This window comes from Amycolatopsis sp. MEPSY49 (assembly GCF_051337345.1).
Taxonomy (GTDB): Bacteria; Actinomycetota; Actinomycetes; order Mycobacteriales; family Pseudonocardiaceae; genus Amycolatopsis.
Genome location: NZ_JBDLYJ010000005.1, coordinates 289372 through 314030 on the forward strand (window position 1 = coordinate 289372; position 24659 = coordinate 314030).

The 24659-nt window shown below is 68.6% G+C and carries 17 protein-coding genes; 4 read left to right on the top strand and 13 right to left on the bottom strand.

Annotated features, from left to right (window positions below):
* Position 1: 1 nt before the first annotated feature.
* The 8 genes from ABFJ78_RS24500 to ABFJ78_RS24535 form a co-directional block, all read right to left on the bottom strand.
* The gene (locus ABFJ78_RS24500; RefSeq protein ID WP_436388684.1) at positions 2 to 166 is read right to left on the bottom strand and encodes a hypothetical protein; all 165 of its coding nucleotides are present in this window, start codon (positions 164 to 166) and stop codon (positions 2 to 4) included.
* Between the two features lie 196 nt (positions 167 to 362).
* Entirely contained in the window at positions 363 to 1583 is a 1221-nt protein-coding gene (locus tag ABFJ78_RS24505) for a sialidase family protein (RefSeq protein ID WP_436388685.1), read from the bottom strand.
* A 394-nt stretch (positions 1584 to 1977) separates the two neighbouring features.
* Positions 1978 to 2472, bottom strand: coding sequence for a hypothetical protein (locus tag ABFJ78_RS24510; RefSeq protein WP_436389031.1), 495 nt, complete (start codon positions 2470 to 2472; stop codon positions 1978 to 1980).
* Positions 2381 to 2671 (bottom strand): hypothetical protein, encoded by a 291-nt coding sequence (locus ABFJ78_RS24515; protein ID WP_436388686.1) that lies wholly within the window; start codon positions 2669 to 2671, stop codon positions 2381 to 2383. The genes ABFJ78_RS24510 and ABFJ78_RS24515 overlap by 92 nt, the downstream gene beginning before the upstream one ends.
* Before the next feature lie 353 nt (positions 2672 to 3024).
* A complete protein-coding gene (locus tag ABFJ78_RS24520; RefSeq protein ID WP_436388687.1) occupies positions 3025 to 3468 on the bottom strand; it encodes an SUKH-3 domain-containing protein in 444 nt (147 codons plus the stop codon).
* A gap of 149 nt (positions 3469 to 3617) precedes the next feature.
* A complete protein-coding gene (locus tag ABFJ78_RS24525) occupies positions 3618 to 4193 on the bottom strand; it encodes a suppressor of fused domain protein (RefSeq protein WP_436388688.1) in 576 nt (191 codons plus the stop codon).
* A 3-nt stretch (positions 4194 to 4196) separates the two neighbouring features.
* The gene (locus tag ABFJ78_RS24530; protein ID WP_436388689.1) at positions 4197 to 4853 is read right to left on the bottom strand and encodes a polymorphic toxin-type HINT domain-containing protein; all 657 of its coding nucleotides are present in this window, start codon (positions 4851 to 4853) and stop codon (positions 4197 to 4199) included.
* On the bottom strand, positions 4850 to 5218 hold the full coding sequence (locus ABFJ78_RS24535; RefSeq protein ID WP_436388690.1) for a hypothetical protein: 369 nt from the start codon (positions 5216 to 5218) through the stop codon (positions 4850 to 4852). The genes ABFJ78_RS24530 and ABFJ78_RS24535 overlap by 4 nt, the downstream gene beginning before the upstream one ends.
* Positions 5219 to 5348: 130 nt before the next feature.
* Here ABFJ78_RS24535 and ABFJ78_RS24540 point away from each other — a divergent pair, with 130 nt between their 5' ends.
* Together ABFJ78_RS24540 and ABFJ78_RS24545 are read left to right on the top strand one after the other, a co-directional pair.
* Positions 5349 to 5594, top strand: a complete 246-nt coding sequence (locus tag ABFJ78_RS24540) for a hypothetical protein (protein WP_436388691.1) — start codon at positions 5349 to 5351, stop codon at positions 5592 to 5594.
* Positions 5595 to 5849: 255 nt separating this feature from the next.
* A complete protein-coding gene (locus ABFJ78_RS24545) occupies positions 5850 to 6458 on the top strand; it encodes a DUF4291 domain-containing protein (protein WP_436388692.1) in 609 nt (202 codons plus the stop codon).
* 41 nt (positions 6459 to 6499) lie between these two features.
* On the opposite strand, the gene ABFJ78_RS24550 is transcribed toward ABFJ78_RS24545, so the two are convergent.
* The 3 genes from ABFJ78_RS24550 to ABFJ78_RS24560 all read right to left on the bottom strand — a co-directional run bounded on the left by ABFJ78_RS24550 (position 6500) and on the right by ABFJ78_RS24560 (position 18453).
* On the bottom strand, positions 6500 to 6841 hold the full coding sequence (locus ABFJ78_RS24550) for a hypothetical protein (protein ID WP_436388693.1): 342 nt from the start codon (positions 6839 to 6841) through the stop codon (positions 6500 to 6502).
* A gap of 167 nt (positions 6842 to 7008) precedes the next feature.
* Positions 7009 to 17748: a LamG-like jellyroll fold domain-containing protein gene (locus tag ABFJ78_RS24555; protein WP_436388694.1), complete on the bottom strand. Its 10740-nt coding sequence runs from the start codon at positions 17746 to 17748 to the stop codon at positions 7009 to 7011.
* Between the two features lie 195 nt (positions 17749 to 17943).
* The gene (locus ABFJ78_RS24560) at positions 17944 to 18453 is read right to left on the bottom strand and encodes a hypothetical protein (RefSeq protein ID WP_436388695.1); all 510 of its coding nucleotides are present in this window, start codon (positions 18451 to 18453) and stop codon (positions 17944 to 17946) included.
* A 306-nt stretch (positions 18454 to 18759) separates the two neighbouring features.
* Between ABFJ78_RS24560 and ABFJ78_RS24565 the strand changes: the two genes are divergently transcribed.
* On the top strand, positions 18760 to 20778 hold the full coding sequence (locus ABFJ78_RS24565) for a GH25 family lysozyme (protein ID WP_436388696.1): 2019 nt from the start codon (positions 18760 to 18762) through the stop codon (positions 20776 to 20778).
* 174 nt (positions 20779 to 20952) lie between these two features.
* On the opposite strand, the gene ABFJ78_RS24570 is transcribed toward ABFJ78_RS24565, so the two are convergent.
* Together ABFJ78_RS24570 and ABFJ78_RS24575 are read right to left on the bottom strand one after the other, a co-directional pair.
* Positions 20953 to 21621: a GNAT family N-acetyltransferase gene (locus ABFJ78_RS24570; protein ID WP_436388697.1), complete on the bottom strand. Its 669-nt coding sequence runs from the start codon at positions 21619 to 21621 to the stop codon at positions 20953 to 20955.
* Positions 21618 to 22472, bottom strand: a complete 855-nt coding sequence (locus ABFJ78_RS24575; RefSeq protein ID WP_436388698.1) for a hypothetical protein — start codon at positions 22470 to 22472, stop codon at positions 21618 to 21620. The genes ABFJ78_RS24570 and ABFJ78_RS24575 overlap by 4 nt, the downstream gene beginning before the upstream one ends.
* Before the next feature lie 746 nt (positions 22473 to 23218).
* Here ABFJ78_RS24575 and ABFJ78_RS24580 point away from each other — a divergent pair.
* Positions 23219 to 24655: a non-reducing end alpha-L-arabinofuranosidase family hydrolase gene (locus ABFJ78_RS24580; protein WP_436388699.1), complete on the top strand. Its 1437-nt coding sequence runs from the start codon at positions 23219 to 23221 to the stop codon at positions 24653 to 24655.
* Positions 24656 to 24659 lie beyond the last annotated feature (4 nt).

Genomic DNA, 24659 nt, shown 5'->3' on the forward strand with positions numbered 1-24659 from the left:
TTCAAGACGCGGGTCGGGCGGCACCAACAATTCCCTTGGCGATCGGGTCGACGCGCACCGGCTCATCGAAGTCCGGCGCATTGATCATCGTGCCGTGCGAGATGACCAGACCGACGTGCGTCACGCGGGAGAAGCCGGTTCCGATCGGCCTCGCGGACGTCGTCACCGCGCACGTTGCCTCGGAGCGTCCGGAGTCGTTGACCTGCCGGTCTTGTTCGGTCCTCCACTTCGGAGAATTCGCCGGCCAACCGCAACTACCTCGACAACGTCATCGTGTACGCGAAGCTCAAGCGCTGAGGACCGGCACCCGCGCGCCACCATCCACCATGGATATCCGGTGGCGCGCGCGTGCGGTCCGCCGGTCAGGAAAGCGTGACCGTCGCGCTCCACAGCCGGTCGTCGGTGGTGTGCGGGTAGGTGTAGGCGCCCGCGCAGCCCCAGCCCGACTGGCAGTTGTCCCCCATCACCTTCGCGGTGCGCGGCCCGGTGACCGCCACGCCCTGGTAGCCGCTGGACCCCAGCGTGTCGCACGGGTGCACGCCGTAGCCACCGGAGCAGCCGGTGGGCAGGTTGTCGTAGAAGCTGTGGACCGTGGTCCACGTCGTGCCGCCGTCGTAGCTGAACGTGATCTTGTTGCGCGGCCGCCCGAACACGAGCATCAGCACGCCCTGGTCCATGGTGTGCAGCACCGGGTTCACGCCCCGTACGGCCGTTTCGTCCGCGGCACCGGGCACCTTCAGCGCGTACGCGGCGCCCCAGGTGGCCGCGGCGAGGTCGGTGGCGGAGTTCACCGGACCGGTGGTGACCCGGCCGAGCAGCCGGCTGTAGGCGAGCCCACCGGACATCTCGTCGAGCCGGGTCACCATGAGCAGGCGGCCGTCGGCGCGCCGGGTGACGGCGGCCTCCGTGTAGTTGTAGGTGCCGGACAGGAAGACCGTCGACGCCCGCTTCCACGCCGTGCCGTCGTGGTTGCCCGACAGCAGGTACGCCGCCGAGAGGGTGCTCTGGTGCGCCGCATAGAACGGCACGACCTGGCTGCCGTCGGGCAGGGTGAGCACGCCCTGGAAGAGCCGCCCGGTGCCGGAGCTGATGGTGCCGCCGGTGAAGTCGAGATCGGCGCGGCTCGGGCGCCAGCTGGCCCCGCCATCGGCCGAGGTCCACCGGACCGCGTACCGCTTCCCGGTCGCGTCGACCCGGCCCAGCTCCTCGACCGCGACGAGGTCGCCGTTGGTGGCGGTGAAGACGTTGCCGACCTTGGCGAACTGCGCGTCCGCGGAGTTCAGCAGCGGCCCGCCGGTGCGGGCGTCGAGCGCCGCCTGCCACTTGCCGGCGTCGTCCTGGTATTCGATGCGCAGCTTGACGGCGGGATCGCCGTCGGCGCTGACCTGGAAGCTGCGGACGAACCGGTGACGGGTCACCCCCGCCGCGTCGGTCCAGGTGACGTACTGCAGCGACGGCATGGCCCGGTACTGCCGGTTCGGGTCCTGGGGCTCGACCACCACCGCCCCGTACGTCGCCTGCAGCGCCGCGGTCGTGCCGGTCGTGGCCTCGGCCGGGCCGGTCCACACCACCGCGCCCGCCACCGTGCTCAGAACGATGGCAAATATCCGTTTTCTCACCGGTTTCCCTTTCACCGTGCGATCCCCCGGGGCTACGCACGCTCCAGCGGGCTCCCCGGTTTAGGCCGGGCTTGGGGTGTTTCCCGGGCGATGCCGGGGGAAGTCACGCGAGGCGGTCGGCTCTCGAGAGGTCGTCATGGCGGCAACACCGGCGCGGTCCAGGGTGCGGACGCTGATCCCGGCCCGCACCGACCGGCTCCCCCTGGTCCCGGTTCCACACCCGGATGGTCGTCGCCGTCGGCGTGGCCTGGATCCTCGACGGCCTCGAAATCACCGTGGCCAGCGCGGTCGCCGACACGCTGGCCAAGCCCGCGACACTGCATATGTCGTCGACGGCGGTCGGCCTGCCGGCGACGATCTACCTGGCCGGCGAAGTGGTCGGGGCGCTGTTCTTCGGCAGCCTGTCCGACAAACCGGGCCGCCGGAACCTGTCACCGGGGTGCCGCCGGTCGTTACATCGACCCGGTCCCCCCACCCGGCGAACCCCAGTTCCAGTCCGGTTCGCGAGCGAATTCGCCAGGACTTCTTCATACTCGAGTAGTTCACCGAAATTTGTGTCGAGCAACCCGTGGAGCCCGTCCAAGACAGCTTGAAGCAGAGGCCGGACACACGCGATGCTCGAGTACTCGACGAGAATCGGCTCGATCTGCCCAAGGCGCTCGACGAGATCAGCCTGCTCACCCTCGTCGTAGTCGTGCATGACGTCTCCGGAGAGGTCGATGCCGAACCAGCAGTTCCCCACCTCGAGACGGTCGAACACTTCACGTTCCTCGTAAGTACCCGAGCCACGCAATCGGGCCTCGATCTCCTTCCGCATGACCGGATTGCTCAGCAGCACGATGGTCGGCCGCACGATCAACCTCCTCACAACCGATCCAACCCACTATTCCTTGCGCTCGCACGTGTCCCGGGTACCGGGAATTGATGTCTTCGACGAGTTGCGGCACCAGCGGATCGTCACCCTCGCCGACGAGGTGTCCCGGCCCGTCTCCGTTGCCGCAATTGTGGACCAGTATCGGCGTGTCTCCGGCCAATACGTAGTACGTGTGCAACTCGTCGATCGTCAGGTCGTACGTGACCTCTGTCGAGTGGTGCGGCGTGACCTCCTCGACCGTCGCCTCGGTGTCGTCCGCCGTTTGCAGGCCGCAGCCACCGCCAGACCCGCCGCCACACGGCTGACCGCGCGACGGACCCGGGTCTGCTTCACCTTCAGATCCACGAAGTCGTGATCGGTCTCGGTGACGATCACCCGGTCCACCGGATGCACTTGCAGCCCCGGCCGACCCGCCTCACAATGACGTTTCCGACCGCCGCCAATGGTACCCAGCCATCCTCATCGGACACGGTTTTCCTCGTCGAATTCGAACGCCGCTCCGGCGCGGACTCACAGGCATGGCTCAGCTGATCACGCCGGCGTCACGTCATCCGACGAAATCCCTGAAATCAGCTTTGTCAATGCTTCATCGTAAGGACCGTACTTCCCGAGCCGATCAGCCAAACCGTAGATCTGACCGGCTTCGTCGATCGCGAGGAACAGACGCCCGTCACCGAATTCGCCGACCGGAAACAGCGATTTTCCGATCTCCGTTCCCCAGTCGATGAACCGGTCCCCTTCGCCGGAGGCCAACAGGGGATCGAGTTCGAACGGTTCTCTGGCACACGACACGCCGGGACCGCGAACACCGATTCTCAACCCACCGAAAGACGCAAGGAACGCCTCGGCGGCGGCATGCATGCGGAGCCCCTCCTCCGCCAGGTCGGCACGCCAGCCATCGACATCGACCTGCCGGTCGGCGCGCCATCCCGCCGCTGTGAGGACGTCCAGCACGCCTGGTGAGAACTCGGTCACCCTGTTTCCTCCCGCTGGTCAGGAAAGTCAAGTCGTACTCCTCCACCAGAGGAACGCAACTCGGACACGGCCAACGGCCGCGGATCGGGAGTGTCTCGCAGCGTGCTTACTCGCGACCGTTGGTGCTCACTGCTGAGAGCCTCCGGCGCTCACCGGCCGGTCAGCGAGAGCTCCGGCCGTTGCAGGTCGAGGAGGTCTGGATCGTCCTTGATCAGCTCGTCCTCGAACGCCCGCCAGCCGTTGGTGCTCACGAACGCGGCTTCACGCCGGGAAACCGGTACCAACCAGACGATCGCCGCGCGGTGTCCGTCGTCAAGGTCCACTCCGGTAAAGCCGTCGTCGTAATAGACCGGAGACGCGGCGTACCAGGCTTCCATCCGGCTCCCCGGCACCAGCGGTCCCCGAGGGCCGATCACGTCGCCGCGCAGAACCGCCCGACCCGATGCCACGACCTCCTCGGCGACCTGTCCGAGTAGGCCGGGCAGGAAATCCGTCCCCGGTCCGCCTCGCTCACCGGCCATGAGTTCCAATCGCAGCTTGCGCCCCGAGCTCGGTGATACCAGGTCGTGTTTGCTCAGCCCGATCGTCGAGAATGACTGAACCCCGTTCAGTGCTCCTTCAGCGAACGCAGCGACACGGAACGGCCACGGCCGCCCGTCCGCGTCCTTGGACCAGCCACCGGTGATGCGGCCCAGACGCGCCTCCAAATGCTCGATCAGTCCCATACCTCATCCACCGAATCTCGAGTCGTCATTACCGCCACCCCGGTTGCACGGTTGACACTCGAGGCTCGTTCCCACCTGGTAGTCGTCCTGTACCTCCGCACGCGTCACATCCGGACTGAATCGGCGGTTGCTCCAGGAAGGATTGTGGCTGACGTCCCAGTCCCGGACCACTCCGGGGGTCCGTGGCGGCACCATGACCTCGCCGGCACAGTTCGGGCCACCGGTGGGACACATCCGGCCACCGGCGGGCCCCTCCGCGGCATTCTCCCACGCAGCATCCTCAGTGGCCGCACGGAATCCGCCGCGGCTGGTGACCAGACCGGGGGCGTTGGTGCCCCGGAGCATTCCGTCGCTGTGCACCTCTCCAGGCGCAGGCCCGTCCGGATTCGCCACGAACCGGCCGTCCGGACCTCGTAGCCGGTCGCCGGAGCCGCAGTTGTGTACCAGGAGCGGGACGTCGGCAGCAAACACGTAGTACGCGTGCAGCTCGTCGATCGTCAGGTCGTAGGTGGTCTCCGTCGAGTGGTACGGCGTCACGTCCTCGACCGTCGCTTCGCCGCCGTCCGCGGTCTGCAGGTGATCGCCCACCCGCAAGTTCACCGCTTCGACGAACTCACCGCGCGTGACGTCGTAGAACGGGTGGTGGTACGTCGTGGTCACGGTCGCCGGGGCCGCCGACGCCGTGGCCGCGCCCCCGTCACCGCGGCCGCGGCCACAGCCAGACCCGCCACCGCACGGCCGACCGCGCGGCGGATCCGGTTCGGCTTGATCTTCAGGTCGACGAAATCGTGGTCGGTCTCAGTGACGATCACCCGGTCCACCGGATGCGCCGCCAGACCGGCCTTGCCCGGCTGCGAGTTCGCAACCCGGTCCCCCACCTGCAGCGAGGAAATCGGCTTGGCCGAACCGTCCGCCAGCAGCACCTTCGTGCCGGGGAGGAAACTGTGGCACTGCGCCGGCGCCTCCGCCGAACTGCGCCCCCGCGCCCGCAGACCACCCAGCGCCCCGAACGCCGCGCCACCCACGCCGCCGGCGTACCGTGAAACCTACGGAATCGCCAACACCGATGCCGCCTCCCCGCTCGGCCTGCGACCCGCGGGCCATGGCGTCAGAGCCTCGGCCTGGGACCAGATCACCACCCAATGGAGGCAGCTAATGACCGCACCAGACCGGCAAGACGTCGCATCGGATGCGATGCTCGGCGTCGAGTCCCGCCGCGACACCCTCGACGCTCGGCGCGACGAATTCACCAGTGGTGTCGCCGCCCGCACCCAGCAACGGCGTGGATCAGAGCTGGGCGCTCACCACACGACCGATCGGGTCGGCGGACCGGCTGTGGCCAGATGGTTCCGTGCACGTCATCGCGCTGTCAAAGATCCAGGCGAGCTTGAGTTCGCCTAAGACATCGGACACCCTGCCGCCGTGGGCTGGATCATCCAATGAGAGACGAACGACGCTGCCGGCGCCACCACGTGGCTGCTCAATCCCGGCTGATCCCGAAGCCGGCGACCACGCCCTGTGCCAAGATGTCGGCATGTTGCGCGACCTCCATCTCGTGGGCGATCCGGCGGCCGACAAGCATCGAACACGCGTTGGCGTAAACAAGAGTCAACACAGAGCAACCAGCCAGATCCACGGAAGCGGTCGACAACCACAATGAGCGATTCCCTCAAAGTCCCCGAGCGTCAGGTACGAGCACTGTTCAACGAACACTCCGTAATCTGTTATCAAGCCTATTCGCCTGGGATTGCCACACCGGCCGTATCCGCAGGGACTTTTGTACCGCCGTTCAAAACGACTCGAATGACATGGATAAAACCTTCCTTTCTTTGGATGATGCACCGATCCGGCTGGGCAACAAAGACCGGACAAGAACGTATACTCGCCGTTCAAATCAGCCGCGAGGGGTTCGAATGGGCCTTGACTCACTCGAGTCTCACCAGCTATGAACCAGCAACTTACGCAAGTCACGCAGCCTGGGCCGAACATAAGCGCACCAGTCCTGTTCGAATCCAGTGGGATCCCGAACGAAACCTTCTGATGGAACCTCTACCATGGCGAACCATCCAGATTGGATTATCCGGCGACGCAGTCGAACGCTACATCGACGATTGGATCAGGAATATTGTCGACATAACCCCGACTGTGCAGCAAATTCACAAGCTTGTCGTAACGGGCGAACACCTGCACGCCAAGGCTCTGCTTCCAGAGGAAAACCCTTATGATCTCCCATTCGGCTTGCGTCGTGTCATCGGGGCCACCTAAACGCCGGTCCGACAGGCACGACTGGTTTATGCTCAAGCCCTTCACCGGCGCTCGAGCTGCCTCCTCGCCTCCTTCTGCAGGACCTCACTGTCCGACCCGAGCAACCGCACCAGACTCGCCTCAGCCTCATTACCAGGCGTATTTCCGAGCGCCCAGATCGCCTTTACGGCAAGGGCTCGATTTTCGTCGAACTCGAGGTACTTCGGGATCCATTGAGTTGCTCGATACAGGACGTCAACCGCTTCCGGCGCCCGCATCTCGGCAAGAGCTGTTATCACGTCCTCATGTTTGCGATGCCAATCCGCCGCAGACAACTGACGGAGCAGTTCAAGATGATCCACCGTGAAATCCACACCAAACGCCCTGCAGGCAATGAAGGCCATTTCGACATCTGTCCCGTCTTGCCGCCGCACAGCATCGCGCAGTAGGTCAAGGGCCAAGACACGTCCGTCAGAAGCTCCGAAGTGACGGACAACCTCCTCAGGCGAGCCCCTGCGACCCCGTCCAGGGAGAACAACCAACGACTTGATCAATTCCCGCTCCTGGGGCGTCATCGTCGGACCACTTCATGGCCGATAATGCTTTCGTTGAAAATGTCAAGCGCCGGCCCGCGACCGAGCCCCACATTTATCTGATCACCTTCACCCTTGAAGAAGGCAGAGGTGCGATTCCAGCCGGCTGACACTTCCGGCATGTCAGGGTAAGCCTCCTGCGCCATACTTGACGTATCCCGCACACCGATCTCTTCCAGCCGCGCCGTCGTTCCTGGACGAAGTGTAAACCTCACCAGAGTTCCTTCGTAATTCTCCGAAAAACCTCGAGTAGGTGACGTGAAGGTCTCACCCGTAGCAGGGACGCGGCCCGTGGCCTCGAACTCTGCATGGTGTTCGTTGCTCATGGAGCGATAGTAGGTCTCTCCGCAGTTGTGGACCAAGATCGGAGTACTGCCCGCCAGCACGTAATACGTGTGGAGCTCGTCGATCGTCAGGTCGTAGGTGACCTCCGTCGAATGGTACGGCGTCACCTCCTCGACCGTCGCTTCGCCGCCGTCCGCGGTCTGCAGGTGATCGCCCACCCGCAAGTTCACTGCCTCGACGAACGTCTCCTGCGTCACGTCGTAGAACGGGTGGTGATAAGTCGTCGTCAACGTCGCCGGTGTGGCCGAAGCCGTGGCCGCACCGCCTGTTGTCACGGCCGCGGCCACGGCGAGTCCCGCCACGACCTGGCCGAAAGCACGACGAACCCGGCTCGGTTTCACCTTCAGATCGACGAAGTCGTGGTCGGTCTCGGTGACGATCACCCGGTCCACCGGATGCGCCGCCAGACCGGCCTTGCCCGGCTGCGAGTTCGCAACCCGGTCCCCCACCTGCAGCGAGGAGATCGGCTTGGCCGAACCGTCCGCCAGCAGCACCTTCGTGCCGGGGAGGAAACTGTGGCACTGCGCCGGCGCCTCCGCCGAACTGCGCCCCCGCGCCCGCAGACCACCCAGCGCCCCGAACGCCGCGCCACCCACGCCGCCGGCGATCGCGCCCGTCTTCGCCGCCGACAACGCCCCACCCACCGAACAGCTCCGGCCGCAGTTCATGCCGTACCCGGCCAGGGCCGTCACGCCGCCGCTGACCGCTCCCGAACCCGCGCCGATCAGGCCCTGGGTCGCCACCTGCGGCAGGACCCCGTCCAGCGCGTCCGCCACCAGCTTGCCGCCCAGCGGGCCCGCCAGCCCGGCCCCCAGCGCACCACCCAAGGCGCCGAGCCCGACCGCCTCCACCGCGCCACCCACCGAGCAGTTGTGCGCCTTCGAACAATCCATCCCGTAGGACACCGCGCCACCCACCGCGCCACCGAGCGCCGCGCAGCCCACCACCGCCGTCCCGGCCGTCAAAGCCGTGCAAGCCGCGCCGACCAGGACGCCCGCCGCGATGCCCGCGATCGTCGACGCGTGGTCTTTCACGAACGTCGCCACATGCGACGCCGCCGACGCCGCCGCATGCCCCACCGCGGTCGCCGCCGTCGCCACCGCGTGGCCGACCGTCTTCGCCGCCGAGGCCACCGCGTGACCGACTGCCTTTGCCGCGTGGACCACGGCGTGCGCCGCCGTTTTCACCGCTTTCGCCACCGCGTGGTACGCGGTTTTCACCACGTGCACGGCCGCGTGGTAGACCTTCTTCACGACCCGGACCACGTGGTGGTAGACGTTGCGGACCACCCGCGCCGCCGCGTGGTAGGCGTCGCGCACCACGTGGTAGCTCGCCACCGCCACGTGCACGATCGGCTGCACCACATACGTGTTCACGAAATGCGCCGCCGGCTGGATCACCTGGTGGTAGACGAACGACGCCGCCGGCGCCACCACGTGGTTGCTGACGAACGACCACGCGTCACTGAACCAGCCGTGCCCCGACGGGTCCGTGCCCGTCATCGGGTTGTCGTCGACGTAGGCGAACTTGTTCGCCTCCATCGGGTTCGGCACCGGGCTGTTCGACACCGTGTCGCGGTTCGTGAACTGCCCGACCGCCGGGTTGTACCAGCGGGCCGCCATGTTGACGTTCCCCGTCGAGCTGTCCGTCCAGCCCGACTGGTATCCCAGCTGCCCCTTCACGTTCGCCGAGGCGAGCACGTTGCCGAACGGGTCGTAGGACGTCGAACCGGCCAGCGCTGACCCGGTCGCGGTGAACGTCCCGACGACGTCGGTGTGCTGGTCGACGAACGCGAACGCCCCGGTACCGCCGGAGGCGACGCCGACCAGGCCCCCGCCGGGATCGCGGCTGTAGGTCGACGTGCCGTCCGAGGCGATCGTGTTGCCCAGGCCCGAAAACGAGAACGTCGTGGCCGCGCCGGACGCGATGGTCGTGTCGGTCAGGTTCCGGCCCAGCGCGTCGTAGCCGAACGCCTGGGTCCCCTGGACGGCCATCTGCCCGAACGCGTCCGAAGAGGACACCAGCGTGCCGGTCGAGGACGCCCGTTCCCGCAGTGTCCCCCGCGCGCTGTAGCTGTAGGTGTTCGAGCCGTCGGACGTCAGCTCGTCACGCGCGTCGTAGGTGTAGGTCGACGAGCCCACCTGCGTGCGGTTGCCGGCCGCGTCGTAGCCGTAGGCCACCGTGCTGGTGCCGTTGTTCCACGACGCGAGCCGGTCGGCCAGGTCGTAGGTGTAGGTGTTGGCCGCCGACCCGGCGAAACCCGCGGTCGTCTTCGACGTGAGGTTGCCGTTGGCGTCGTAGCCGTAGCCGACCGACGCGATCGCCGCTCCCCCGGCCGTCTTCAGCGCGTCGCTCGTCAGCCGGTGCAGCCCGTCGTAGCCGTACGTCCGCGTGTTCCCGGTGCCGTACTGGATGCCGCTGACCTGGTTGAGCGCGTTGTAGCTCAACGTCTGCGTGCCGCCGGTGGCCGCGTCGGTGATGCTCGAGAGCCGGTCGGCGCCGTCGTAGCCGTACGACGTCGTGCCCGCCGCGTCCGTCCGCGAGCTCATCAGCCCGTCGGTGGTGTAGGCGAACGACGACGATCCCGCCGAGCCGGTCGCCGTGAGCAGCGACCCGCGGTCGTTGTAGGTGAAGGTCTCGCTGGACGCCGCCTGGTGGTCGGAGTGCCCGGTCACCCCGGCCTCGGTGGTGGCGGCCGAGGTCATCCGGCCGCCCGGGTCGTAGCCGAACGTCCGGGTCGCGGTCGCCGCGTCGGCGCCGCCGCCGGTCTGGCTGACGAGGTTCCCATCGTCGTCGTAGCCCGCCGACACGGTCACCCCGCCCGGCTGCGTCTGCGTGACCGGACGCCCCGCCGCGTCGTACACCGAGGTGAAGGTCCGGTCGGCGTCGGAGGTGTAGGCGGCCGTGGCCGGCTCGACCAGCGCCTCGGGCAGGTTCCAGGAGTTGTAGCGCGTGATCGTCGGGTTGCCGCGGCCGTCGGTGAACCGGGTCCGGTTGCCCGCCGCGTCGTAGCCGAACGTCGTGGTGATCGACGAGGTCGCCGAGACGGGCTGGATCTCGCTCGCCAGGCGGTTCGCCGCGTCGTAGGTGAACGTCCGCGCGGTGCCGCGTCCGTCCACACTGGACGTCAGCCGGCCGCCGGCGTCGTAGCCCGCCGACGTCTGCTGCAGCACCGCCCCGGTCGCGTCCTTCCGGGTGACCTGCACCGGCCGGCTCGACTGGTCGTAGGCCGTCACCGTCGAGGTGTTGTCGGCGGCGGTGACCGACGCCTTCTCCCCTAGGTAGCTGTAGCCGTAGCGGGTGGTGTTCCCGGCGGCGTCGGTGACCGAGGTGGTCTCGCCGAGCGCGTTGTAGCCGTAGGACGTCGTCGCGCCGTTGGGTGTCTTGGTCGACGCCAGGTTCGCGCCGCCCGGGTTGGTCGCCGAGGCCGCGTAGGAGTTCGTCGTGGTCGCGGTCAGCGTGGAGGGATAGCGCTCGAACACCGTCGAGGTCAGTGGCCGGGACAGGAAGTCGTAGGTCGCCTCGGTGCGGGCACCGTTCGCGTCGACCACCGAGAGCCGGTCGCCGTTGGTGTCGAACGTCGACACGGCCTGGGCGCCGGACGGCTTGGTCATCCGCGCCAGGTCGCCGAGCTGGTCGTAGTCCAGCTTCGTGACGTGGCCGAGCGGGTCCTTTTCGGACCGGACCTGGCCGATCTTGTCGTAAATCCGCACGGTGGTCGCGGTGATCGGCGATCCGCCACCCGGCGGGGTGTAGCCCGGGTTGGTGACCGAGACCGGTTGGCCCGCCGCGTCGTAGACGGTGGTGATCTGGTTGCCGTCCGGGTCGACGGCTTCGACCGGTTCTCCGAACGTGTTGTAGCCGGTCGTGGTGACCGGGTGGACCGCCGTCGCCGGGCCGCCGTTCGTCTCGGTGTTCACCGTCGGCGCGGTGGTCACCGCCGGGTTCCCGGCCTCGTCGTTGGCGTAGGTCGTGACGTTGCCGTTCGCGTCGGTCATCGACGTCGGCAGCCCGCGCTGGTCGACCGTCCACGTCGTCGTCTCGGCCGCCGAAGACGCGACGGTGCCGCCGCCCCGGCCGCCGGTGTAGACGGTCGAGACTTCGGCCGCGGACAACGCGCGGGAGTAGGCCTGGACGCTTTCGACCTGGCCGGTGGCGTAGTTGCCGTTCGCGCCGAGGTACCAGCCGTGCCCGATGACCAGCGGGCCGTTGCTCGCCATCGGCGTCGGGTCGGTGGTGCTCCCCGCCTGTGCTCCGTTGACGTAGAGCCGCATCGCTCCGGTACCCGGGTCGTACACGCCGGCCAGGTGGGTCCAGACCCCGGCCTGCGCGTCGGCCGAGGATTCCGCGCGGTACGCGGTGGCGTTCGACGCGTCGGTACCGAACCGGGAGAACGACCACTTGTGGTCGCTGCCGTTGTACTCGAGGTAGAGGCCGCTCATCACGGCGCCCTTCTGGACCACGAACGTCTGAAACGCCGAGCCGAGCGTGGCCGGCTTGACCCAGGCGGACACCGTGTAGGCGGCCGCGGTGTTGAGCACCGGGCCGTTGGTGGCGATCTGCGAGCCGGTGCCGTCGAGGGTCGCGGCACCGCCGGACCACGTCACCGCGGACGCCGCGGCCGTGTTGCCGGTCCCGGAGGAGTCGGTGACCGTGGTGCCGGAGGTCTGGTTCAGCTTCCACCAGCCGACCGGGTGCCCGGCGCCGTCCGCGGCGACCGACCGGGACGTGAGCACGCCCATCGGGTCGTAGGACGTGCTGACCGTGCGGCTGCGGCCGGACGGGTCCGACTGCGTGCTCGTGGCGACCTTGTCGTCGGGGGTGTAGGACACCGACGTCGTGCGCGCCGCGCCGCCGGGGTCGTCGACGGTCTGCGCGACCCGGCCGGCGGCGTCCACAGTGGACGTCGAGGTGTTCGCGCCGTTCCCGGTGACCGTGCCGACGAGGTTGCCGGCCGCGTCGTAGGTGTCGGACTCGGCGACGAAGGACTGCTGACCGGTGGGGTCCTTGCGGGTGACGGTCGCGGTGAGCCCGTTGTCGGTGTAGGTGTAGGCGGTGATGTTGCCCATCGAGTCGGTTTCGGACGCCAGGCGCCCGGCCGGGTCGTAGGCGTTGGACTTCTGGGTCAGGAACGTCGCCGGCTGGGGGTCGGCGGGATTGCCGGTGTACCAGAGCCCCTGGGTGAGCAGCCGGCCTTCGCCGTCGTAGGTCCAGTCCGTCTCGGTGCCGTTCGGGTCGGTTTCGCTCTTCTTGTTGCCGTAGACGTCGTAGGTGTAGGTGGTGACGTTGCCGTTCGCGTCCGTGGTGGACGCGACCTGGTCCTTGTCGTTGTAGGCCGAGCTGGTGGTGCGGGCGGCGTCACCGCCGGTGCCGTCGGAGACGGTCTGGGAGGTGAGGCTGCCGTCGGCGTTGTAGACGCTGGTGGTGACGGCGGTGTGGATCGCGCCGGTCACCCGGTCGGTTACCGCCGGGTCGGTCTGCGAGACGACCTGGTCGCTGCTGTCGTAGGCGTAGGAGGTGACCAGGCCCGCCGGGAAGCTGTCGGAGACCGCGGTCTTCGTCAGCACGCGGCCGAGCGGGTCGTAGGTGAACCGGGTGAGCAGCCCGTCGGCGTTCGTGGTGCTGTCGACGTCACCGTTGTGCCGGTAGGAGATCCGGTTGACCGCGCCGCCGGGCGAGGTGGTCTTCACCGGCAGCCCGGCGGGCACGTTGCCGGTGTCGGCCGCGGGGAACGCCGCGGTGCCGTCGCTGTAGGTGATGGTCGTGGTGCGCCCGTTCGGGAATCCCGGGACCGGTGGTGTGGTCACCGAGGTGCGGTTGCCCGCGGTGTCGTAGCCGAACGACGTCAGGTACGCGGGGTCGGTCGCGCCCGCCGAGCGGCCGTCGCGCGAGGTCAGCATCAGGTCGTTGCGCGCGTCGGCCGTCGTCAGCTGCGCGGTGGTGTCGTCCGGGAAGTACGTCGAGTACGAGGTCGAGCACTTCTCGGCGGCTTGGTTCTGGCAGGTGGTTTGCGAGACCGTGTTGCCGCGGACGTCGTGGCCGACGGTGACCACGTTGCCGTTGGGGTCGGTGCTGGTGTGCAGGAACCCGGACGTGTCGTAGCCGTAGGTGGTCCGCTTGCCGCCTGTGTCCGTTTCGGACACCTTGTGGTTCCCGGCGGCCGGGTCGTACTGCTGCGTCGATGTCCTGCCCGCGGGGTCGGTGATCGTCGCGGTCGCGAGCGGGGCGAGCCCCTTCGAATTGCCCGCGGCGAGGAAGTGCTGGGCGACCTCGGCGGCGCTGAGCGACGAGTGGTAGAACGCGACCTCGCCGATCGAGCCGCCGAAGTAGTTCCAGGTGTTCCCCGAGGGTGCCGCCGGCCACCCGTTGGAGTTGTAGACCCCGGCGCCGACGAAGTTCAGCGGGTCGCTGTTGAAGATCTGCGCGGACAACGTGCCGACCTGCAGGCCGTCGAGGTAGAGCACCTGGCTGGTGTTCGCGCCGCTGAGCACGACGTGGTGCCACTTGCCGTCGTTGACCTTGCCCGGCGAAGCCATGCCCGCGACGGAGTTGTCCCAGAAGTGGCCGTGCAGCTTGCCGTCGGTGCCGACGTACAGCACCGGCATCGCACCACCCGACGGGTTCGCCGCGCCGAGCGCCGAGGACCCGGTCGAGAACAGCGTGCCGGCGGCGGTGGACGTCGTCGAGAACCACAGCTCGACCGACGCGGTCGTCGACGCGCTCACCAGGTGATCGGGCAGGGTGACCCCGGCGACCGTGCCGGGGAACTTCGCGGCGGTCGAGTCGGTGAAGGGCCCGGCCACGCCGAGCGTCGCGTTCGTGTAGGCGGACGGGCGATAGTTGACCTCACCCGCGGGCGAGGCGGTGCCGGGTGCGTCGGCGAAGCGCTGGTACAGCTCGGGTTGCGAACCGAGCACGGCACCGCGGTAGACCTGGCTCGAGCCCGTGGCGGTCAGCGGCGCGTACTTCCAGGTGCCGCCGTTCTCGTCACCGATCTGGGTGACCGCCTGGGAAACCGGGTCGTAGGAGACGGTCGTGTGCACCGCGCCGGACGGGCGGGTGATCGAGGTGAGCAGGCTCGCCTGCTGCTTGCCTGCCTGGTACAGCGGCATTTCCTGGACGCCGGGCACGGACTTGTCCCAGATGCCGACGTCGGCGATCTGGCCGTTGAAGAACGTGGCGGTGCCGGGCTTGCCCTGGTTGACCTCGTCGGGCCACTGGTTGCCGAGGAAACCCGCGCCGATGAAACGGTTCTGCGGGCCCATCGGCATGATCGGCGCGACCTGCGCGCCGACGAACTGGCCGTCGAGGTACATGCCCTGACTGGTCGAGGAGTGCGTGAAGACGACGTGGTGCCACGCGTTGTCGTTGACCGGGTTGGCCGTGGTGATCGTCTTGTCCGTGGCACCGGTCCAGTACTCGCCGACCAGCTTCCCGTCGTTGCCGACGTAGAGCGCGGGCGTGTACTGCGACGCCGGGCTCGTCGCCTCCGTCAGCGGCATGGTGCTGTAGGAGAACAGGACGCCGTTGGTGGCAGCGGTCTTGAACCACATCGACACCGACATCGTGTTCGGCGCGGCCGCGTCGGCGCGCGGCAGCTGCACGTACGACGACGTGCCGTTGAACCCGGCCGCCGTCGCCGCGGACCCGGCCAGCGGGCCGACCTGGCCGAGCGTGACGTCGTGGTATGTGGCGGCGTCGGTGCCTTCGTTGGTGAGCACCGCGCTCGCCGCGGTCGTCCCGCTCGTCTCGGCCAGCGGCCAGAACGAGTGCGGGCCGAGGTCGAGCACGCTCGTGCGGTACGGCGAGCCCGCCGTGTAGCCGTAGCGGGTGCAGCCGGTCGTCGTGCCCGGCGGGCAGACGGCGGTGAGCTGGTCGCCGGTGTAGCTGTAGGTCCAGGTCAGCGGCGCGCCCGGGGTGAGGTCGTCGGTCGAGACCGAGGCGACGTGCGGGCTCGTCGCACCCGCCGGCGTGGTCCAGGTCAAGTGCAGGGCCCGGCCGGACACCGCTGAGGTCAGGGTCGCGGGATGCCCGCCCGACACGGTGAGATTCACGGCGCGGCCGTTGGCGTCCGCGATCGACGACAACTGGTAGACACCCGAGCCGAGCGCCTGGGTGAAGGTGTAGACGGTGTCGTTCTTGTCGGTGAGGCTGTACCCGCCGGTGATCGCCTTGAAGGTGGCGAACCGCCCGGACGGCGGCGAGAACGTCCCGTCGGCGTTCTTCCCGTAGCCCACTTCGGAGCCGTCCGGATAGGTCACGAGCACGCTCACGACCGCGCCGGAGCCGTCGAAGTCGTACTGCTCGGCCGCGCGCGCGTCGACCACGCTCGACCAGCCCGCGCCGAAAGCCCCGCTCGTGCGGGGATCGCGGGAGTTGTAGTCGCGCACCACCGACAATGCGGGGCCGACGCCGCGTACTTCCGCGTCGGTGGCCGAGGTCGTGTAGTTGCCGATGCTCGGCTCGACGCCGTGCACACCGGTGTTCTGCGACAGCGACGACGTCACCAGCGGCTGGTCGACCTGCACGGTGAGCGGGTTCCACGGCGGGTCGGCCGAGTAGGACGAACCGTCGTAGGCCTGCACCGCCCAGTAATAGGTCTGGTTGTACTTGAGCTTCCCGGCGGGCACCCGCCAGGTGCCTTCGTTGACCAGGCCGGAGTCGGCGATGGTCGTGCCCGCCGCGTCGGCGACCTGGTAGCGGTACTTCAGTGCGCCCGGCCCGGCGTCGATGTCGTGGGCGGTCGCGAACAGGAACGGCACCAGGCTCGTCGTCGTCCCGCCGGCCCCGGGAAAGGCCGAGTCGACCACCGGTGGCACGTTGCCGCTCGTGGTCAGCGACAGCACCGGCTGGTAGCCGGCGTTCATCAGCCAGGAGTCGAACTGCTTCCAGTGCAGGGTGTCGTTGGTCGCCGCGTACACGGCGAGGCCGTAGTCGGAGGCGGATCCGTTGGCCCAGCCGGTGAACGTGGCCGTCGACAGCGGGACGCTCACCCAGTCGCCAACGGTCCGGTCGGCCGCGCGGTTGGCGCACGCGTTCGGCACCGACGGGGTGGCGTTGCCGATGCTCGCGCCGAAGGACGGGCCTGGGTAGGCCGTCACGCCGGACGGCGTCCACGCCTGCGTCACCGGGGCGACGTCGAAGCGCTCGGCGAGGCACGTCGAAGCCCAGGTGTCGTACAGCTTCAACGTCGCGGAGCTCACCGTGACCTGCGAGCCGTCGAGGTCCTTCGGGAACTGGAGGAACGTGTTCGCCGAGTCCGCGCCGGAGTTGTAGGACCCGATCTTGACGGTCTTCTCCATCGAGTGGTCACCGGGCGCGCCGATCTCGGCGTACGTCGAAGCCGGCGTGTCGGTGAAGGTCGGGTCGACGGTCACCGGGAACACCCGGGCCGGATCGGCCAGCCACTTCGGGTCCAGCGTCACCTTCAGTGCCGGCTTCCCGGAAACCTGGGTCAGCTCGTAGCCGACCGCGTAGGTGGTGGCGGGGACGCCGGAGACCGGGTCGACCTTCGCGTCGAAGGCGTAACCGCGTGGGACGCGCTGCCGGATCGCGCCCGCGCCGTCCAGGAGACTCACCGAACCGTCAGTCTCGAGCCGCGGGGACAGGCCGGTCAGCGCCAGCGGGAACGTCCAGGAGTTCGGCGCCGTCGCGGAATGCAGGACGAGCGACTCCTTCAGCCCGGTGGGGGTGGGTTCGAGCGCGACGTCGGTGCCCGTGAGCGCGCCGGCGTAAGTCGCGGCGTGCCCGTCGACGCGGGGCGTGACCGCGCGAGCGCCCTGCAGCCCATAGGAAACCGTGTGTCCACTGTCGACGGTCAGGGTGGCGAGCGCGGGGTCGGCCGCGGTGCCGGCGAAGTCGACGCCGAGGGAGTTGGCGGTCTCGTGCCAGCGGCCGTCCGGCCCGGCGTGCACCGTGGTGTCGATCGGCCGCCAGCCCCACGGGCCGTCGGCGAAGTTGACCGGTCCGCGGGTGTAGTCGCGGGTGACCGAGCCGTCGGCGTTGGCGAAGTAGTTCATGGTGGCGCTCGACTTCGCCGCGTCGCGCCGGCTCGTCGCGGCGTCGAAGCCCCGCGACGCCACGCCGCTCGGCCCCGGCGTCACTTTCCGGCCGTGGCCGCGGTCCTCCGGCAGCTCACCGGGCGCGGTGCCGGGCGCGTTCCCCGCGCCGCCGCGCGCGCGGGTCGACGCGGTGCTCGCGTCGTGCCCCTTGCCGTCGGCCGTTCCCGCGGCCTGCACGGGTGCCGCGCCCCAGTGCGGGGAACCGGAGAACAGCGACCCCAGCCATGAACCCAGTTCCGCGAGCGGCAGGTGCCCCGGGGCCAGCTGGGCCGCGTCGGCCTGGCCGCTGCCCAGGGAAAGCCCCAGTCCCAAAAGTATGGAGGCAGCACAAACTCTCGCGGCGCGACGACGCACGGGTCCCCCTCGATGTCCATCCCCGACGAACGGCGAGGAAGTTCACCACACCGGCGACCGTCCGGAAAAGACTGCAAATCGCCGAATTCTGAGAGCAAGGACACCGGTAACGAAACGAAAAGCCCGCCAAACAGGACGAACGCGGACCAATCCTCAGTGCCCGGCCGCGTGCGCGGCCTGCCGGACCGTCGCGGCGACGTCGTCGCGGACGTGCTCGCTCACCCGCACGGGGGAGACATTCGCCGACGTGGCCCCGGATCCGCCGACGGTGACGAACCGGATGGCTGAGTGCGCGGGCGCTTGCGCGGCCACCACGGTGGTACCCGGCTCCCCCACTGTGACGACCACGTCGCAACGGCGCTGGACCAACGAGTTCACGTACGGCAAGTAGTTCGCCTCGGTGGCCGGACCGGTCGCCGCCAGGTAGGAGACCTTCACACCGGTGTCGCCGGACGCGTCCTGCAGGCCGGTCCAGACCGGCCCGGCTCCGGGGCTCGCCAGACCCTGTTCCCCGGTGAGCAGACAGGCCGAGAAGTCGGCGTAGACCCGCGCCCGGGCGGGCGGCAGGCCATCGCCCCCGCCCGACGGCCACCGGATCGCCACCGCCACCCCGCCGACGACGACGATCCCCACCGCCGTCGCGACCACCCACCCACGCCGCACGTGACCCCCTCGATCCCGCGCCCGGCTCCGGGCGCAGCCGGTAGTCTGCCCGCCGCTCCGGCCGCGGGAAAGGCCACGACGGAAATGTCCCGCACCGCGCTCAACCGCCACAACGAGATGAACGTACGAAACCGGCGCATCGGGGACAAGCCGGGCACCACCGGCAGTCGCCGACCCGTTTCGCCGACGAGGAAAATGTGACTTCCGCCGGATTTTCCGCCGCCGGACGCATTTTCCGCATCAGCCGCGGTAACGCTTTCCGATGCCGGTCGATAGCGGGGTGAGCGAACACAGGTGGAGGTTGCGGTGGGTTGGGTTCGAGGCGCGGTGGCCGCGGGTGCGGTCGCCGTCTTGGTCGGCGGCGTGCTGACCGGAACAGCGGCGGCGAGCGGGTCGGCGGCGCCGGGTGGTGCGCGGCGTTCCGCGAGCGCGCCGGCGCATCCGGATTCCGACTACCTGGGCTCCACCGTCGGTGCGCGCACGGCCACGGCACCGAAAGCCGCGGCGGGCGCGACGGCGGCCTCGGGCGTGACGACCCCGGGCATGGACGTGTCCCACTTCCAGGGCACGGTCGACTGGGGTTCCGCCGCGGGCCAGGGCGCGAAGTTCGCGTACATGAAGGCCACCGAGAGCACGACCTACACCGACCCGCAGTTCGCCGCCAACTTCGCCGGCTCGGCGAACGCCGGGCTGCTGCGCGGGGCGTACCACTTCGGGCTGCCGGACACCTCCTCGGGCGCGGCGCAGGCGCAGTTCTTCCTGAGCCACGGCGGCGGCTGGGTCGCCGACGGCAAGACGCTGCCGCCGGTGCTGGACATCGAGTACAACCCGTACAGCACACAGGACTGGGCCGGCTGGTGCTACAACCTGACCCCGGCGCAGGTCTCCGCGTGGATCTCCGACTTCGTCACCACGGTCCACGACCGCACGAACCGGTGGCCGGTCATCTACACCACCAACGGCTGGTGGACCAACTGCACCGCGAACGACCCGGGCTTCGCCAACGATCCACTGTGGATCGCGTCCACGGTCACCATGCCGGCAAGCTGGACGGACTACACGTTCGACCAGACCGCGTCGTCCGGCGCGTTCCCGGGTGACCAGGACGTGTTCAACGGCAGCGTGACCGATCTGCAGTCCTTCGCGACCGGCACCGGCGCCGACAAGATCACGCAGCACTACACCGACCTCGGCGGCGCGTCGTCGTACCTGGGCAATCCGTCCGGCGTCGAGTTCCCGGCCGCGGGCGGTTGGGCGCAGAACTACGAGCACGGCGTCATCGGCTACTTCCCGGCGACCGGCGCGTACGCGGTGCACGGCGCGATCTGGCAGCGCTACCAACAGCTCGGCGGCCCGGGCGGTCTGCTGGGCCTGCCGACGACGGACGAGTCCGGAACCACGGACGGCATCGGCCGGTTCAACCACTTCAACGGCGCCCAAGGCGCGTCCATTTACTGGACCTCCGCCACCGGCGCCCACTCCATCCACGGCCAGATCCGCCAGAAATGGGCCGCACTGGGCTGGGAGGCCGGACTCGGCTACCCGACAACGGACGAAGACGGCACACCCGACGGAGCCGGCCGCTTCAACCACTTCAACGGCGCCCAAGGCGCCTCCATCTACTGGACCTCCGCGACCGGCGCGCAGTCCATCCATGGCCAGATCCGCCAGAAGTGGGCCGCACTGGGCTGGGAGGCCGGACTCGGCTACCCGACAACGGACGAAGACGGCACACCCGACGGAGCCGGCCGCTTCAACCACTTCAACGGCGCCCAAGGCGCCTCCATCTACTGGACCTCCGCGACCGGCGCGCAGTCCATCCATGGCCAGATCCGCCAGAAGTGGGCCGCACTGGGCTGGGAGGCCGGACTCGGCTACCCGACAACGGACGAAGACGGCACACCCGACGGAGCCGGCCGCTTCTACCCCTTCAACGGGGCCAAAGGCGCCTCCATCTACTGGACCTCCGCGCCCGGCGCGCAGTCCATCCAAGGCCAGATCCGCCAGAAATGGGCCGCACTGGGCTGGGAGGCCGGACTCGGCTACCCGACCACGGACGAAGACGACACACCCGACGGAGCCGGCCGCTTCAACCACTTCAACGGCGCCCAAGGCGCCTCCATCTACTGGACCTCCGCGACCGGCGCGCAGTCCATCCACGGCGCGATCCGGCAGAAGTGGGCCTCGCTGGGCTGGGAGCGCAGCGGCCTGGCCTACCCGACCAGCGACGAGTTCGGCGTCACCGGCGGCCGGCGCAACAACTTCCAGCACGGGACGATCACCTGGGTCAACGCCAGCTCCACGACCCAGGTCACCTACAGCTGATCGGGGACTGCCGGGCCGGACTGCCCGGCCCGGCAGGGTGGCGAAGCCGTGCAGGACCCGGCCTCGGTACTCGTCGATGTCGGGTGACGGTCTGCCGCTCACGGGTTGGTCCCACACCACCAAGGGCGGCTTCTCTACGACGCGCTGTCCAGGGAAGGCGCCAGGACGTCTCGATCATGTCCCCTGAGGACGGTCAGCCGCGCCCTTGCCGGCCGTCCAGGGCCGCGCGGGGATGTCGAAGACGAGTTCGGGTCGCGGCCAGGTGATCTTCGGTGGCCGTGGCGGTACCACCCCGATCTGCCGAGCGCCGACTCGCTTGTAGAACCCGACGGCAGGCGGGTGGGAGACGACGCGCACCGCGGTCATGCCCCGGGCCGCGGCTTGATCGAGCATGTGCGCCACGAGCGCGGCGCCGACGCCGAGCCCTTGCGCGGTGTCGGCGACGAACAGCAAGTCCAGTTCCGGCGGCTGCGTGACCAGACCGTAGAAGCCGACGATCGTTTCGCCGGCCGTCGCCACGAAGGTGGGATGCCGCTCGAGGTAGGCGGGTGTCAGCCGGTAACCCTCCAAGATCGACGCGTATTCACCTTGATATGCCTGGGACTCGTGCATCAAGGCGGTCAGCGCGTCGACCTGGTGCGCTCCTGCTTCACCGATGCTGATCGTGCTCACAGACAGCAGCTTAGGCGGCGCCGGCGGGCCCCTCCGCGGCAGCACGACGAGCCCGACGGTCCGATCACGCCGCAGGAGCCGCACGTACGGGTTCCCGAGCGCCACCAGCGTCGGCTCGGCACCTTCGAACGCGGCCTCGATCCGGTCGAATCCGCACGACGCCGAGCTCACTGGGCCGGAGTCTTGTTCGCGACGGTGAAGACCAAGTTGAGCACGCCGACCGGGACGAAGATGAACGACCACCACTTCAGGCTTTTCAGACACGCTCCTCGCAACCATGTCTCGCTGCGGCTGTAGATGCCCGAACTGGTCGCAGCCCACGCCAGGACGAAGCCCAACGTGGCCAGATACTGCAGGATCGTCTGCGGTGCCCCGTCCAGCAGGACCGCCACTCCGGTCAGCACGATCGCCGAAACGAAGGCGGTCATCGCGAACCTGGTCGCCGCGACGACCCGCACCAGCCCTTCGGCGACGTCGGTGCGGGTGGAACCAGGCTCGACTTCGGCCTGACGGGCGTCGGCCGGCTCCTTCAGACGGGCCTGCCGGATTCGGCGCCACGCCGCCACGGCCGCGGCCGGCAGCTGCCGGAGAACCAGCAGCGGCGGGCGGGGATACCCCCGTTGGTAGAGCAATGTGGCACCGGCTGGTCGCAGTCTCAGCAAGCCCACGCCGCGTTCGGGTCGCTCGACGATCGCGTCGCCCCTGCCGAAGGTCTGCCATCGCTGAATCCCAGGGTTCACCGAATGGCCGAACCGGTAGTTCCGCCGTTGGTTGTGGTGCCGGCACCGGGACCACTCGCCCGGCACCCAGTTCCGGCACTCCCGGCCACGACTGGTTTTGGGATAGGCGCAGTGCACTACCCAGACCCGGCCGCGCAGGAACCAGATCACGACCGAGATCACCGCGACGTAGATCGGGAAGAGCAGGCCGATCCACAGCGGCCAGGGCAGATCCGATATCGACCCCAGCTGGTTCGACACCCACTGCAACGTCGACGGCAACAACGACAGATAGTCGTTCAACTCGCCCTCCCCGGCGACGCGCGACCACGACTGTCAACCATCTGTACTCGACCTGCGGCGTCCGGGGAATCCGCCGGCAGGAGACACTTACCTCGCCCACTCGCGCACACGACTCACCCAAGGTGATCAGTTTGGGGCGGCAGAGACCAGTGGGGTGAATCGCCGACCATGTGAGTGGATGACCTACCGACTACCGCCGCCGACCACCTCGCCCACTTCCGCCGTGGCCAAGCTGACCAGTCCCCACGCTGCCACCGGCGAGACCATGACGACAACCGCCACGGACGTTGTCGGTCCGGCGCCGGTCGGACACCACGTACCCGAGCCAACCGTGCGGGTTGACCCGGTCGTCGGCGGCCGAGCGCGTACATGACCTGACCTCGCTTACCCGTGCCGGTTTCCGCCGCTCCGTCAGCTCGGACAGGAAGATCTCTCCGGCCTGGGCTCCAGCACGGCCACGGTGTCCGCTCCGCCCCGCGCGACATCGCCGCAGCGGACCCGCTCGCGGTCCAGTTCGAGCACGGCCTCGGCGCGCTTCTGGACTGCCTCACCCGCGCGGGAACGCCGGAAATGTAACTTTCACCGCCGAGAGGTTCCCCGGGCGACTTTCATTGACAACTCTTCTCTCGGACAGCCAGGCTGGCGCGACTCATGTTAGCGATAACAATCGGCTCGCTGACGGGGATGCCGCACGACGGCGGGCGCTCCCCTGAAGCGGACCTGAACCCGGCTGGGAGAAGTTCGTCATGAGCAGAGGAAGCATCCGATCACTGATCGCCGCGGGGATCGCCGTGGTGACGGTTGTCGCCACTGTGGTGCTGGGTGGGACGCTGGCCCAGGCCGATGTCACCGGCGCGCTGCGCGGGGTCGGTTCGGGGCGGTGTCTCGATGTCCCCAATGCCAGCCAGACCGACGGTACCTCCCTGCAGATCTACGACTGCTGGAACGGTGCCGGCCAGCAGTGGACGTCGACCGGCAGTGGCCTGCTCACCGTGTTCGGCAGCAAGTGCCTGGACGTGCCCGGCAGCTCGACCACCGCCGGTACGCGGGTGCAGATCTGGACCTGCCACGGTGGAGCCAACCAGCAGTGGCGGGTGAACTCCGACGGCACCGTCGTCGGAGTTCAGTCCGGGCTCTGCCTCGACGTCACCGGTGGCGGTACGGCCAATGGGACCGCCGTGGGGCTCTGGACCTGCAACGGCGCCAGTAACCAGAAGTGGACGGGCCTTTCGACCACACCATCGACGACGACCACCACCACGCCCGGCGGGGGCACCGGCTGCTCCCTTCCCTCGACCTACCGCTGGTCGTCGACCGGTGTGCTGGCGACGCCGAAGAACGGGTGGGTCTCGCTCAAGGACTTCACCAACGTCGTCTACAACGGCAAGCACCTCGTCTACGCCTCGAACGTTTCGGGATCGTCGTACGGCTCGATGGCCTTCAGCCCCTTCACGAACTGGTCCGACATGGCTTCGGCCGGCCAGAACGGGATGAGCCAGGCCGCGGTCGCGCCCACGCTGTTCTACTTCGCGCCCAAGAACATCTGGGTGCTGGCCTACCAGTGGGGTGCCTGGCCCTTCATCTACCGGACGTCGAGTGATCCCACCAACCCCAACGGCTGGTCGTCGCCCCAGGCGCTGTTCACCGGCAGCATCTCCGGCTCCGGTACCGGTCCGATCGACCAGACCCTCATCGCCGACGGCTCGAACATGTACCTGTTCTTCGCCGGTGACAACGGCAAGATCTACCGGGCGAGCATGCCGATCGGGAACTTCCCGGGCAGTTTCGGCTCGAACTACACGACGATCATGAGCGACACGCAGGCCAACCTGTTCGAGGCCGTCCAGGTCTACAAGGTCCAGGGCCAGAACCAGTACCTGATGATCGTCGAGGCGATGGGCGCGAACGGCCGCTACTTCCGCTCCTTCACGGCCAGCAGCCTCAGTGGTTCGTGGACGCCGCAGGCCGCCAGCGAGAGCAACCCCTTCGCGGGCAAGGCGAACAGCGGCGCGAGCTGGACCAACGACATCAGCCACGGTGATCTGGTCCGCACCAACCCGGACCAGACCATGACCGTCGACCCCTGCAACCTCCAGCTCCTCTACCAAGGCAAGTCCCCCAACGCCAGTGGCCCCTACGACCAGCTGCCGTGGCGGCCGGGCGTGCTGACGCTGCAGCGCTAGCCGG

Excerpts from the sequence above, each read along its gene's own strand:
- ABFJ78_RS24550 (WP_436388693.1), bottom strand. The coding sequence starts at position 6,841 with ATGGCCTTCATTGCCTGCAGGGCGTTTGGTGTGGATTTCACGGTGGAT.
- ABFJ78_RS24580 (WP_436388699.1), top strand. The coding sequence starts at position 23,219 with ATGAGCAGAGGAAGCATCCGATCACTGATCGCCGCGGGGATCGCCGTG.
- ABFJ78_RS24525 (WP_436388688.1), bottom strand. The coding sequence starts at position 4,193 with ATGGGACTGATCGAGCATTTGGAGGCGCGTCTGGGCCGCATCACCGGT.
- ABFJ78_RS24545 (WP_436388692.1), top strand. The coding sequence starts at position 5,850 with ATGAGCGATTCCCTCAAAGTCCCCGAGCGTCAGGTACGAGCACTGTTC.
- ABFJ78_RS24540 (WP_436388691.1), top strand. The coding sequence starts at position 5,349 with ATGACCGCACCAGACCGGCAAGACGTCGCATCGGATGCGATGCTCGGC.